Origin of the sequence: Kosakonia sp. R1.Fl (assembly GCF_023516815.1) — a bacterium.
Classification (GTDB): domain Bacteria; phylum Pseudomonadota; class Gammaproteobacteria; order Enterobacterales; family Enterobacteriaceae; genus Kosakonia.
Window position 1 is genome coordinate 3,989,633 of record NZ_JAMGSQ010000001.1, and the last position, 13,989, is coordinate 4,003,621.

Consider the following 13,989-nt stretch of genomic DNA (forward strand, 5'->3'; position numbering starts at 1 on the left):
GCATCGCTGCTTACGGACGACGGAACAGCACAATGCTGCGCCCTTCGAGTTCGAAATCCTTCTCTTTAGTAATAACAACCCCGCGTTTCGCGCTATCGGCGGTGGTCAATTCCAGCACCCAGCCGCCTTCGCCGAACTGCGGAATACGAAACGGCACCGTGCCTTCAAACGGGTTAAACAGCATCAGTACGTCATGCCAGATCCCCTCTTCTTCCTGCAAATCCGGGCGTCCGATATAAACGCCGAGCGTCGTACCTTCATCCCACTGCTCCGGTAACTGCTCGCCGCCACCGGCGTTGTACCAGCGGATCTCCATACCATCGCGCCAGTTTTCGCGCCGCAGGATCGGTTGCGAAGCCCGTAGCGCAATGACATGACGGGTAAATTCCCGCAGCGCTTCCCCGTTGCCGCTGTGCGGCGCGTCCCAGTCGATCCACGAGATTTCGCTGTCCTGGCAGTAGCCATTATTGTTGCCCTGCTGGGTGCGGCCAAACTCATCCCCGGCCAGCAACATTGGCGTACCGTGGGAGAAGAACAGCGTCGCAAGGAAGTTGCGTTTTTGCCGTTCGCGCACGGTGTTGATGCCTTCGTCGTCGGTCACCCCTTCCGCACCGTAGTTGTAGGAGCGGTTGTCATTGTGACCATCGTTATTGTCTTCGCCGTTGGCTTCATTATGTTTTTCGTTGTACGACACCAGATCGTTCAGCGTAAAACCGTCGTGGGCAGTAATAAAATTCACGCTTGCCCACGGGCGACGCCCGCGCTGATCGTACAGATCGCCGGAGCCCAGCAGGCGGGCGGCAAAGTCCGTCGACACGTTATCGCCCTTCCAGTATTCACGCAGCGTGTCGCGGTATTTATCGTTCCACTCCGCCCAGCCCGGCGGGAAGCCGCCCACCTGATAACCGCCGGGGCCGATGTCCCACGGTTCGCCAACCAGTTTCAGCCGGGATAACAGCGGATCCTGCGTCATGGCATCAAAAAAGCCGCCGCGCTGGTCGAACCCTTCCGGCTCGCGCCCAAGAATGGTGCCCAGATCGAAGCGAAAACCGTCGATATGCATCGATTCTGCCCAGTAACGCAGCGAATCCATCACCATCTGCAATACGCGCGGGTGCGACGTGTTCACCGTGTTGCCGGTGCCGGTATCATTGATGTAGTAACGGTGCTGATCCGGCAATGTGCGGTAATAAGAGAAGTTATCGATACCTTTAAACGACAGCGTTGGCCCCAGTTCGTTGCCTTCTGCCGTGTGGTTATAAACCACATCGAGGATCACTTCGATACCGGCATCGTGAAACGCCCGCACCATATCGCGAAAGCCCTGAATGCCGCGCGGCCCGTAATAACGCGACGCCGGGGCGAAGAAACCAAGCGTGTTATAGCCCCAGAAGTTGCGCAGCCCCTTATCGAGCAAATGCTGGTCATCCGGGAACCAGTGAACCGGCAGCAGTTCGACAGACGTAATACCGAGGCTTTTGATGTACTCCACCGAGGCCTTATGTCCCATCCCTTCAAACGTGCCGCGCAGCTCCGGCGGCAGCGCCGGATTAAGCTGGGTGAAGCCTTTCACGTGGGTTTCGTAGAAAACCGTGCGCGGCCAGGGAATGTTTGGTCGTGCGCCGTCCTGCCAGTCGAACGCGTGGGGATCGATAACCCGGCACTTGGGCGTAAACGGCGCGCTGTCCTGGGTATCAAAGGTCAGATCTTTGTCTTCATGGCCTAAATCATAAGCGTAATGGGCCGCGTTCCATTCGATATCCCCGACCAGTTCGCGGGCATAAGGGTCAATCAATAATTTATTCGGGTTAAACCGGTGGCCGTTTTCCGGCTCAAACGGGCCATGCACCCGGTAGCCGTATAACGCGCCGGGTTGCAGGCCTGGCACATAACCGTGCCAGATCTCGTGCGTGTTTTCCGGCAGATCAAACCGGGCGATCTCCTGCTTGCCATCGGGCGCGTATAAGCAGAGCTCCACACGATGCGCATGCGCTGAAAAAAGGGCAAAGTTAACGCCCTCACCGTCGTAATTCGCACCGAGTTGCTGGCCGTGCCCCGCCGTAATGTAAAACTGTTTTCCGTCAGACATTGCTTCCCCTTGATCGCCTGTAAAGTCTCACCAGACATAACGATTGATGAACCGCACCCTTTTCTTCGCAATCATGCACTGACCAGTACCGCAAAGGTGAAACCGCCTATCGATCGCAGATTCACTTTGTCGGTAAGAAAAACCTCCTCTGAGCTGAGTATGTCCCGGTAACGCCGATTCGCCAGTTCCGCCGGCAGGGCAATATTGGCGCCCGCCAGGCTGCCGTCGATGGCATCGAACAGCAGACGCGGGGCGAGCACAATTAACGCATCCTGGTTTTCCACGCGCGCAAAGGCGATCAGGTGCTCCGCCTCTTCACCCGCAACGGTCAACGGCAGATAAGCGCCCCGACGGAACAACGACGGCATCTGCTGGCGTAAATGCAGCAGCCGGTAGATGAAAAATTGCTTTAACTGCCCGCTCGACCAGCTTTCCTGCGAATGCGGATCGGCCTGCTCTTCGTCTACCAGCAGGCGCTCAAGCTCGGCGTAATCCGGCTCCAGCCGGTTATCCGGGTCGACCAGGCTGAAATTGAGCGCTTCGCTGCCCTGATAAATATCCGGTACGCCGGGTGCCGTCAGTTTGATCACCGTTTGCGTCAGGCTATTGACCAGCCCGGCGCGGATAAAGGGCTGTAGCGAGGCGGTAAAATCGGTTAAAAACTCGCGATTCTCCGGCGACAACAAATGCCGCACGTAATCAAGCACCGCCTGTTCATAGGCATCGTTAGTTTCGATCCAGTCGGTGCGCTGTTTCGCTTCGCGCAGCGCTTTTTCGACAAACGCCACAAACCGCGCTTCCAGCGCACGCAAACCTTCCACGTCATCGGCTTGTAAGTTGACCGGCCAGACGCCCGCCAGCGCCTGATAGATCATCCACGCCACCATCGGTCGCGGGGCGTGTCCATCGTCCAGCAGTTGCACTTTGCTATGGTTCATCTGCCGCCAGCGCGCCACGCAATCGGCCCAGCGCTCGGGCGCTTCCGTCAGGGTATAGAGCCGCGCCCTGGCGTCTTCTCCGCGTTTGGTGTCATGGGTTGAGGTGCCGGAAAGCGCATCCGGCTGGCGCTCAAGCCGGGTTTGCATCTCTGCGTGGAAACGATCGAGCGAAAAGGTGCGCGGTAGTGGCTCCGCGCCGACCTCGTTAAGCGCCAGATCGACATGCTGGCGGAAAAAGAGCGTATCTTCGACGGATTTCGCCATCAGCGGGCCGGTAAGCTGCTGAAAGCGGGTACGAAAACGTGCCGCCGCACCGAGCGCGCTTTTCGCCACATTGCCCACTAAAATGCGGCGCACAAAATCGAGCGCGGCAGCGTCCGGCGCATACGGGCTGCGCTGAACGCTCTCGACCACCTTGTTTAACAGCGCGGCATCCGCTTCCGGTAGCCCATCTTCCGTGCCATAGGTGCGATACACCGGGAAAGCGATCAGCAGTTCGCGCAGCGCCTGGCGCACCGCGTCCTCCTGCGGCACCGGGATTTCCGCGTGACCAATAGTGAGCGCCAGCGACACCAGCACACTGAATTCGCCGTTAAAGTTACGATCGACCATCAGCAGCTTGGCGTCGCGCAGCTCCTCGCGCATATTCACACGCCGCCCGGCAACGCTGTCGTAGGCTTTGCGCAGGTTACCAAGCTTGGCGTCATCGACCAGCACATCCGACAGCGCAGCGATAAATTCATACCCGGTGGTGCCGGAAACCGGCCAGTCAGCCGGAAGATGCTCGCCTTTGCCGAGGATCTTCTCCACCGTGAGGTAACACTCAGGCCCCACCTTCTGGCGTAAGCGCGTCAGATAACCCTGCGGATCGGCCAGCCCGTCAACATGATCGATTCGCAAACCGTCCACCGCGCCGCTGTGCACCAGTTCGAGGATCAGCCGGTGCGCATCATCAAAGACCGCTTCATCTTCCACGCGCACGCCAACCAGGCCGGTTATTTCAAAAAAGCGCCGGTACGAGAGGTCATTCGCCGCATCGCGCCAGCTCATTAACCGCCAGGGCTGCTGCGCATGAATGTCAGCGATTAGCGTGTGATCGGTCTCGCCGATAAGTGCCTGCTCCCGCCCTTGCCAGCTCTCTGCCACCAGCGGATAAAAGTTGTCGTAATAGGCCAGCGCCGGTTCACCGGTCAGCGGATCGGCTTTGATCGCCAGCTCGCCGTTTGCAAGCACAGTGTCAAAATCATCGCCGAGAAACGGCAGCGTCAGCCGCCGCGACCAGTCGATGTCGAAATGGTGGGCATACGGGCTTTTCTCGCCTTTGGCTATCACATCGCGCCACCAGGCGTTTTCCAGCGAGGCGGCCATATGGTTTGGCACAATATCCAGAATCAGCCCCAGCCCGGCGTTTTTTAACGCACTCACCAGCCGGTCAAACCCGCCGCGCCCGCCAAGGGTGGGATCGATCTCATTGGCGTTAGTGACGTCATAACCGTGGGTGGAGCCACTGGCAGCAGTAAAAATGGGCGAAGCATAAAGGTGACTGATACCCAGATGTTTAAGATACGGAACCAGCGCCGCGGCGCGATCAAACGTCATTCCGTTACGAAACTGCAAGCGGTAAGTGGCGGTTGGCGTATTCACATTCCCTCTCCCAAAGCCAGACGAACAATGAACGCATTCGGCGGTAAGTCATCCTGCCCGCGCGGCCAGACCACCAGCGTTTTGCCGGGTAGTTCCGGCAACGGTTGCGAGGCTTCGCCAATATTGAGCGCCAGCGATAATGTCCCCTGCGGGAAGCGCCAGCGGACCGCGATAAACCCCGGTGCGGTAGCGATCACTTCCCCATTTTGCCGCTGTGCATGCGCCAGCAGCGGCACCACATATTTCTGGCGCAGTGTCAGCCAGTCGCGGGTTTGCGTCAGCCAGCGCTGACCGCTCTCCTGCTGCGTTTTCGCCCAGTCCAGTTGTGAACGGGTAAAGGTTTCAGGCGAGTTCGGATCGGGAACCGCTTCCCCCTCATGTCCCGCATGGCCCTGAAACTCCCGCGCGCGCCCTTCACGCACGGCGCGCGCCAGATCGCCGTGAAAATCGGTAAAGAACAGGAAAGGATTGGTTTCGCCATACTCTTCGCCCATAAACAGCAGCGGAATGTGCGGGGAAAAGAGCAGCGCGCCGAGCAGCACGCGCGTTCTCTCCTCGCCCGCCAGCGTGATGAGCCGCTCACCCTGCGCGCGGTTGCCGGTCTGATCGTGGTTCTGGATAAAATCGACAAACGCCACTGGCGGCTGGCTGCGGCTGTCCACCCCGCGCGGTTCAGCGGTTGACGGGGCAACGTCCCCCTGAAACGCGAACCCTTCAGTTAACGCCCGCGCCAGCCATACTTCGGGCTTATCCGCAAAATCCTGGTAATAGGCATGGGTTTCGCCGGTGGCAAACACATGCGCGGCATTGTGCAGATCGTCATTCCACTCGGCGGTAAACAGCGGCGCCCGCCCATCCGGCTCGCGCGGATGCAGCGCAATAATATTGCGGCAATCTTCGGTGGTCAGATGCACCGGCCAGTCGGTGATCTCCTCGCGAATACGGCGGGCAATCTCCACCAGCACCGGCGGTTCGGCGCTGTCTTCAATCTGATCGATGGCATCAAATCGCAGCCCGTCCAGGTTGTATTCGTTGAGCCAGTAGAGCGGCGCTTCAACGATGTAACGCCGCACCGCGTCAACGTCATACGCGATGCCCGGCCCCCACGGCGTCTGGCGTTCGGCGTGGAAAAAATCCGGCGACAGCGCGGGTAAGTAGTTACCTTCCGGGCCAAAGTGGTTGAGCACAATATCCAGCACCACTGAAAGGCCGTAGCCGTGAGCCGCGTCGATAAAGGCTTTAAAATCATCCGGCGTGCCGTAAGCCGAGTGCGGCGCATAGAGCAGCACGCCGTCATAGCCCCAGCCGCGATTGCCGCCAAACTGGGAAACGGGCATCACTTCTATCATGGTGATGCCGAGTTGCGCGAGGTGCGGCAATTTTTCCATCGCCGCGCGAAACGTTCCCTGCGGGGTGAATGTCCCGATATGCAGCTCATAGACTACGGATTCTGCCCACGGGCGGCCCTGCCACTGCGGGTGTTGCCAGACGTAATGATCCGGGTCAACGACCAGTGAAGGACCGTTAACGTCGGCGGCCTGCGCGCGCGAGGCGGGATCGGGAACCGCCATGCCGTTGCTCAGGAGATACTGGTACGCCGTACCAGCGGCGATATTATCGACGGTCAGTTCAAACCAGCCGTCATCAAGGCGTTGCATTGGCAATTCGCCAGCCGGTAAACGCAGTGAAATCTGCTGCTGCCCGGTGGCCCATAACCGAAAACGCACGCGACCATTCGCGAGGTATTCGGCTCCCCAGCTTTTACAAAACGATTTCGACGCCATGCAATTACCTCTCCACGATGTCACGAAGAACAATCATAGTCGATAAACTGCAAAGCCATTGGCGGGCCGCCCGGTCATGCACGCGCATACCGGGCGGTGAGTTGCGTTACTGCTGTTGTTTTTCTTCTGCGGCGTCGACTTCGCGATACCAGCGGGGATGGTGCTTCTTCGCCCAGCGGCGGCTCACTTTGCCTTCAATCATGCCTTTGATCGACCCTTTCACCCAGAACGCCATATACATGTGCACCAGAATGGCGAGCATCAGGATAATGGCGGAAGTGGCATGCGCCAGCAAACACCAGCGAATCAGCCAGATGGGGAAAAAGTGGGCAAAGTACGGACGCCAGATCACCACGCCCGTCGCCAGCAGCAGCGAAATCATGCTCATGATGGTCCAGAACATCATTTTTTGCCCGGCGTTATATTTGCCGACATCCGCCACCTTGTGCTCGTTGCCTTTTAGCACCTCAACAATGTTTTTCAGCCACGGCAGATCTTTCTTGTCCGGCATGTTGTGGTGCACAAAGCGCACGAACATAAACATCAGGATCAGAAAGATCAGCACGCCAAAGAACGGGTGCAGAATGCGCCCCATCTGCGGTGTGCCGAAGGTTTGCGTCAGCCAGTGCAGCGTCGGGAAAAAGAGCGCGATACCGGATAACGCCACCAAGAAAAAGCAGATCACCACCGTCCAGTGGCACGCCCGGTCGATAAATTTGGTGCGCAGGATCATTTTGCTTTTATTCATGGTCGTGCTCCTCTTCATCGTCATCCGTCTCTTTGTTCGGCCCTACACCGATGTAGTGGAACAGCAGACCGGCAAAGGTGGCGATAAACCCGGCGGCGGAGAGGGGTTTGAGAATGCCTTTCCACACATTAACCGGCACATCGATTTTCGGTTCCGCAGGCAGGTTGTGATACAGCCCCGGCTGGTCGGCATGATGCAGCACATACATCACATGCGTACCACCCACGCCCTGCGGGTTGTACACCCCCGCACTGGCGTAACCGCGTTTTTGCAACTGCGCCACGCGCTGCTCGCCAAGCTCCAGCATCTCGGCTTTAGTACCGAAATGAATCGCCCCGGTCGGGCAGGTTTTCACGCAGGCAGGCTCCTGGCCGACGCTGACGCGATCGACGCAGAGCGTGCATTTGTAGACCCGGTTATCGTCCGGGTTGAGGCGTGGCACGTTGAACGGGCAACCGGCAATGCAGTAGCCGCAGCCAATGCAGTGCTCCGACTGGAAATCGACAATCCCGTTGGCGTACTGAATGATCGCGCCCGCCGACGGGCAGGCTTTCAGGCAGCCCGGCTCCGCGCAGTGCATACAGCCATCTTTGCGGATCAGCCATTCCAGCTTGCCGTTCTGCTCGGTTTCGCTAAAGCGCATCACCGTCCAGGATTTGGCGCTTAAATCGAGCGGGTTGTCATACACCCCGGCGCAATACCCCACCTCATCGCGGATATCGTTCCACTCGGAACAGGCCACCTGACAGCCTTTACAGCCGATACAGGTGGACACATCAATCAGCTTTGCCACTTCGGCGCGGAAATCCCGTGCCTGCGGCGGCGGCGTAAAACCGTTGGTCGCTGAACGTTTAATAATGTCTTGTGATTGCATGGACATAGCTTCGCTTCCTTACGCCTTCTCAATATTGACCAAAAACGCCTTGTATTCCGGCGTCTGCGAGTTAGCGTCGCCGACAGACGGCGTTAGCGTGTTAGCAAGGAAGCCTTTGCGCGTGGCTCCTTCAAAACCCCAGTGGCACGGAATGCCGACGGTATCAACGCTGCGCCCGTCGATAGTCAGCGTCTGCAAGCGTTTAGTCACCACCGCTTTGGCTTTGATAAAGCCGCGTTTCGACATCACCTTCACGTCGTCTCCGGCGAGAATGCCCTTCTCTTTGGCCAGCGCTTCGCCAATCTCTACAAACTGATCCGGCTGGGCGATAGCGTTAAGGCGGGCATGTTTCGTCCAGTGGCGGAACAGCTCAGTTATTGAGTAGGTGGTGGCGACATACGGGAAGGCATCCGCTTTGCCCATATTGGCGTTGTCGGCGGCGAAAATGCGCGCCACCGGGCTGGAAACCACTTCCGGGTGCAGCGGGTTGGTGCCAATCGGCGATTCAATCGGCTCGTAGTGTTCCGGGAACGGGCCGTCGTTCATCTTATCGATAGAGAACAGGCGCGCCACGCCTTCCGGGTTCATGATAAACGGCCCGACATTGCTGCCTGGCGCCGCCTGGCTGTAATCGGCAACGTCCATACCTGTCCAGCGCTGACCATCCCAGTGCAGCAGTGCGCGCTTCGCATCCCACGGTTTACCCGCCGGATCGGCAGAGGCGCGGTTGTAAAGAATGCGGCGGTTCGCCGGCCACGACCACGCCCAGCCCGGCGTACAGCCCAGCCCGTACGGATCGCTGTTATCACGGTTCGCCATCTGGTTACCGCGCTCCGTCCAGCTACCGCAGTACACCCAGCAGAAGCTGCTGGTGGAACCGTCATCGCGCAGTTGCGCAAAGCTGCTTAACTGCTCGCCTTTTTTCGCAATCAGCGTGCCTTTGTCGTCATACAGATCGCGCAGCGCTTTACCGTTGGCTTCGCGGGCCACCTCTTCCGGATGCGGATCGTACGGATCGTTATAATCCCAGGACATGTTCAGCAGCGGTTCCGGGTTGGCTCCGCCTTCGGCCTGATACAGCTCGCGCAGGCGCATAAACAGGCGTCCCAGGATTTTGGCGTCGTGCAATGCCTCTCCCGGCGGCTCGGCGGCGGCCCAGTGCCACTGCAACCAGCGACCGGAGTTGGCGATGGAACCGTCCTCTTCAGCAAAGCAGGAGGATGGCAGACGGAACACTTCGGTCTGAATTTCCGCCGGATTGACGTCGTTCATCTCGCCATGGTTCTGCCAGAAAGTGGAGGATTCGGTCGCCAGCGGATCGATAACCACCATGTATTTCAGTTTCGCCAGCGCGCGTGATGACTTGTTCTTATCCGGGAAAGCCGCCAGCGGGTTGAACCCCTGCACGATATAACCGTTGATTTTGCCTTCGATCATCAGCTCGGCCTGGGTCATCACATCGTAGAGACGATCCCATTTCGGCAGCCAGTCGTAACCCCAGTTGTTCTCCGCGGTGGCGCGATCGCCCCAGAAACTCTTCATCATGCTGATGAAAAACTTCGGCGTGTTCTGCCAGTAGTTCACTTCGTTCACCCCCAGCGACGGCGGGGTGATTTGCGAAATATAGGTCTGGTAATCCGGCTGTTTCTCGGACGGCAGGGGCATGTAACCCGGCAGGTTGGTCGACAGCAAACCTAAGTCGGTATAACCCTGAATATTCGAGTGGCCGCGCAGCGCGTTCACGCCGCCGCCCGCCATGCCGATATTACCGAGCAGCAGTTGCAGCATCCCCGCCGCGCGAATGATTTGCGCCCCGGCCGAGTGGTGTGTCCAGCCCAGCGCATAAAGAATGGTAGCGGTACGATTCGGCACGCTGGTGCTGCCGAGCACCGAGCAAACATGGGTGAAATCTTTTACCGTGGTGCCGCACAGGCGGCTGACCATTTCCGGGGTGTAGCGCGCAACGTGGGCTTTCAGCAAGTTCCACACGCAGCGCGGATGGCTCAGCGTCTCGTCGCGCAGCGCATTGCCCCGGGCGTCGAGTTGGTAGAACCAGCTGGATTTGTCGTACTGGCGTTTTTGCGCGTCGTAGCCGCTGAACAGGCCGTCGTTAAAGGCGTAGTCCTCGCGAATAATCAGGCTGGCATTGGTGTAGTGGCGCACATATTCATGCTGGATCTGGTCATGTTCAATCAGATAGCGGATCGCGCCAAGCAGAAACGCGGTGTCGGAACCGGCGCGGATCGGCGCATAGAAATCGGCCACCGCCGCGCTGCGGTTAAAGCGCGGATCGACGACCATTACGGTGGCGTCATTTTTGGTTTGCGCTTCCACCACCCACTTAAAGCCGACCGGATGCGCTTCGGCGGCGTTACCGCCCATGATCAGCACCACGTTGGCGTTTTTGATGTCCACCCAGTTGTTGGTCATCGCGCCGCGGCCAAAGGTCGGTGCCAGCGCGGAAACGGTCGGGCCGTGGCACAACCGCGCCTGACAGTCGATCGCCACCATGCCCAGCGCGCGGGTAAATTTGCCGTCAAGAATGCCGGTCTCATTACTGGCGGCGGAAGAACAGAGCATGCCGGTGGTGGTCCAGCGATTGACCGTTACGCCCTGCGCATTTTTTTCAATAAAGTTTTCATCGCGATCTTTTTTCATTAACCGCGCGATTTTATCAATGGCTTCATCCCAGCTAATTCGCTGCCATTTATCTGAACCCGGCGCGCGATATTGCGGATGTAATAAACGATTTTCGCTGTGAATATAGTCCAGAACGCCAGCGCCTTTCGGGCACAATGAACCCCGACTCACCGGATGATCGGCGTCGCCTTCAATGTGATAAATACTTTCACTGACATTTTTCGCATTATCACCGAGGCTGTACATCAGCATGCCGCAGCCGACTGAACAATAGGTGCAGTTATTTCGCGTCTCTTTTGCTTTTAAGAGTTTATATTGACGGGTTTCCGCGTGAACGGAAAAAGAAGATAAAAATCCGAGAGATGCGACAGTGCTTCCTGCCAGACCGCCCGCGCAGATCCGAAAGAACTGCCTCCGGTTGAGCTCCATTTGTCCTCCAGCTTAAACTTAAGACATGAAAAGGGACGGAGATTATAAGGATATTCTCAACACTTAACCATTATCCATTTATGGTTATTTTTGCGGGTAATTTGGAGCAGAAAGTTATTTAACTAAAATAAGTGGCAGAGATTTTTCTCTCTGCCCTTTTTATTACTTCGTCGCGCTGAATATGGCTTTGCCGATGCGGGCAATGGCATCATTACTTTGCGCCATTGTCGCTTTAGTATCCGTTATATAAATAGATACAATACGAGGCGCGCCTTTTTTCGGCCAGACAATACTGATTATCGAACGCGAACCATAATCGCCCGCCCCGGTTTTATCGCCAATCACCCAGCCTTTTGGCAACGTGGAACGCAGCAGCGCGTCAGCGACTTTATCCTCTTTCATCCACTGTACCAGTTGCGCACGCGAACGCGGCGTTAATACCTCGCCGAGCGCCAGCTTTTGCAGCGTGTGGCTGACAGCCAGCGGCGTGGTGGTATCACGTAAATCGCCCGGCACGGCGCTGTTGAGTTCAGGTTCGCCGCGATCGAGTTGCGTGACACTGTCACCTATCTCAGCAAAGAAACGCGTCACCGCTGCCGGTCCACCCAGCTTTTTTGCCAGCAGATTTGCCGCCGTGTTGTCACTTTCAGTGATTGCCGCGCTGCACAGTTGCTGCCAGCTCATCGAAGCAGGCGCAATAAACTTGCTGGTCACCGGCGAATAAGGAACCAGTTCACTTTGGGAAAACTGGGTGGTCTCATTTAACGCCAGTTCGCCTTTGTCGACCTTGCTCAGCACCGCGCCGCACAGCAGCGCTTTGTGGGTGCTGTTAAGCGGAAAACGCTCATCGCCGCGGTAGCTCACCGTCTCACCGCTGGCGGTATCCACTACCGCAATGCCGATGCGCGCGCCTAAGTGTTCTTCCTGCAGGCGGGCCACCGCCGTCAGCGTGGCGTTATCAATATTGGCGGCGCTGGCGGCAAAGGCGCTCAATAACAGTAAAGAACAGATTGATTTCACTGGGAAAAACATAGGTATAATCCTTGTTCAGACAGAGCAACATCACGAGTGGGCATCATGTATAACACCGCGTTAGTGTACAGAAGTTTCGGCGAACCGCAGACTGTTCTGCAAGCTGAAACCACCGCGCTGGCACCGCTTCCGGCAGGACAGGTTCGTGTCAAAATGCGCCTTGCGCCAGTGAACGCCTCGGATTTGATCCCGGTCACCGGCGCTTACAGCCACCGCATCACCCTGCCCGCTATCGCGGGCTACGAAGGCGTGGGCGTGGTGATGCACACGCACGATGCAAACGCGGATTTACTGGGCAAACGTGTGTTGCCGCTGCGCGGTCAGGGCACCTGGCAGCAGTATGTTGATTGCCCGGCGGAGCTGGTTGTGCCGGTGCCGGATGATATTGACGATACGCTCGCCGCCCGCGCCTACATCAATCCGCTGGCCGCGCAGATGATGCTGGAACATTACCCGGCTCACGGCCAACATGTGCTGGTCACCGCGGCGGGTTCTGACTGCGCCGGTTACCTTGCGCAGTGGGCCAGGCTTCAGGGGGCGAAAAGCGTGACCGGTATTTATCGTTCCGCCATTCATGCCAGCCGCCTGGCGGCCTGCGGCGTGATACCGCTGGCCGATACGGACAGCGCCGCCATCAAACGGGCGGCGGGGAAAGCCAGCGTTATCTATGACGCCACCGGCGGCACACTGGCAGAAACGCTGCTGCAATCAATGCCGAAAACCGGGCAATTTATCAGCTACGGTTTGCTCTCCGGGCAGCCGTTCAGCATCCGCCAGCGCTTACCCGCGGTCCACTGGTTCCATGTGCGTAACTATCTCGACGCGATGACGACAGATGACTGGCAGCAGGCGTTTTGCACACTCTGGGAGCGGCTGCGCACAACGCCCGTCAGCGAGGTCACGCTGACAGATTTTCAGCAGTGGCGGCAGGCTATCACGCTGTATCAGACGCCAGGCCGGATAGCCAAACCGCTGTTGTCGTTTTAATCCCTGTCGGCTGAATACGCCACATCGCGCTGGCGTTCAATTTCCGCTAATCGGGCGCGGAGCGAGGCAACCAGGTGCTCCCAGGCAAGGCTGCCCAGTGGCACCCGGAATGGCGGCGCGGGGGCGTCTGCCGCTGCGATAATCGCATCAACTGTGCGCTGCGCATCGCCTTTTATGTCAAAACTGCCACTGGCGATCCCCCGGCGCACCTCGCCCGCAGGCGTGTTGTCATAGACGGCGAGCGGCGTGGCGTGATCGAGCCCGGCACCGAATCCGGTTTGCGTTGGGCCGGGTTCGGCAATCACGATGTCGCTACCAAACGGTTTCACCTCCTGCGCCACCGATTCCAGAAAGCCTTCAATGCCCCATTTGCTGGCATGGTAAAGGCTGAAATTGGGGTACGCCACCTGGCCGCCTTCCGAAGAGACCTGCACAATCCGCCCGCCGCGCTGCGCGCGCAGCCACGGCAATACGGCACGCACTAACTGAATGGAGCCGGTAAGATTGGTAGCAATCTGCCGCTCAATTTGCGCATCGCTGACCTCTTCTGCCGCGCCAAACAAGCCGTAGCCGGCGTTGCTGACCACCCGTTCAATCACACCAAAAGTGGTAAACGCAGCGTCCACTTCGCGGCGCAGCGCCGCGCTATCGGTCATATCAAAACAACTGACGTGCAGCCGCGACGCATATTGCGCCTGTAATGCATTCAGCGCGTCCGCGCGCCGTACGCAGGCCACCACGCGGTCGCCGCGCGCCAGCAGCGTTTGCGTCATCAGTAATCCCAGCCCGGACGAAGCGCCGGTAATCAGCCATGTCGTCATAAA

Annotated in this window: 9 protein-coding genes; 1 reads left to right on the forward strand and 8 read right to left on the reverse strand. The window is 58.2% G+C overall.

Going from position 1 to position 13,989, the window contains the following annotated elements; translation table 11 throughout:
• Positions 1 to 10: 10 nt before the first annotated feature.
• The 7 genes from glgX to bla form a co-directional block, all read right to left on the reverse strand.
• Positions 11 to 2,089, reverse strand: a complete 2,079-nt coding sequence (glgX, locus tag M8Q36_RS18865; RefSeq protein WP_016496116.1) for a glycogen debranching protein GlgX — start codon at positions 2,087 to 2,089, stop codon at positions 11 to 13.
• Positions 2,090 to 2,160: 71 nt separating this feature from the next.
• A complete protein-coding gene (gene treY / locus M8Q36_RS18870; RefSeq protein WP_349654606.1) occupies positions 2,161 to 4,671 on the reverse strand; it encodes a malto-oligosyltrehalose synthase in 2,511 nt (836 codons plus the stop codon).
• Positions 4,668 to 6,455, reverse strand: coding sequence for a malto-oligosyltrehalose trehalohydrolase (gene treZ / locus M8Q36_RS18875; protein WP_249881932.1), 1,788 nt, complete (start codon positions 6,453 to 6,455; stop codon positions 4,668 to 4,670). The genes treY and treZ overlap by 4 nt, the downstream gene beginning before the upstream one ends.
• A 106-nt stretch (positions 6,456 to 6,561) precedes the next feature.
• Positions 6,562 to 7,203, reverse strand: coding sequence for a formate dehydrogenase-N subunit gamma (gene fdnI / locus M8Q36_RS18880; RefSeq protein ID WP_249881933.1), 642 nt, complete (start codon positions 7,201 to 7,203; stop codon positions 6,562 to 6,564).
• Entirely contained in the window at positions 7,196 to 8,083 is an 888-nt protein-coding gene (gene fdxH / locus M8Q36_RS18885) for a formate dehydrogenase subunit beta (protein WP_249881934.1), read from the reverse strand. Before fdxH ends, fdnI begins: the two co-directional genes overlap by 8 nt.
• 12 nt (positions 8,084 to 8,095) lie before the next feature.
• Positions 8,096 to 11,146 carry a formate dehydrogenase-N subunit alpha gene (gene fdnG, locus M8Q36_RS18890; protein ID WP_249881935.1) on the reverse strand — a complete coding sequence of 1,017 codons (3,051 nt, stop codon included), beginning with the start codon at positions 11,144 to 11,146 and terminating at the stop codon, positions 8,096 to 8,098.
• Positions 11,147 to 11,308: 162 nt separating this feature from the next.
• On the reverse strand, positions 11,309 to 12,178 hold the full coding sequence (bla, locus tag M8Q36_RS18895; RefSeq protein ID WP_249881936.1) for a class A beta-lactamase: 870 nt from the start codon (positions 12,176 to 12,178) through the stop codon (positions 11,309 to 11,311).
• A gap of 45 nt (positions 12,179 to 12,223) precedes the next feature.
• On the opposite strand from bla, the gene M8Q36_RS18900 reads away from it, so the two are divergent.
• Positions 12,224 to 13,165, forward strand: a complete 942-nt coding sequence (locus tag M8Q36_RS18900) for a zinc-dependent alcohol dehydrogenase family protein (RefSeq protein ID WP_249881937.1) — start codon at positions 12,224 to 12,226, stop codon at positions 13,163 to 13,165.
• Here M8Q36_RS18900 and M8Q36_RS18905 read toward each other — a convergent pair.
• Positions 13,162 to 13,986 (reverse strand): SDR family oxidoreductase, encoded by an 825-nt coding sequence (locus M8Q36_RS18905; protein ID WP_249881938.1) that lies wholly within the window; start codon positions 13,984 to 13,986, stop codon positions 13,162 to 13,164. The genes M8Q36_RS18900 and M8Q36_RS18905 overlap by 4 nt on opposite strands.
• Positions 13,987 to 13,989: the final 3 nt, after the last annotated feature.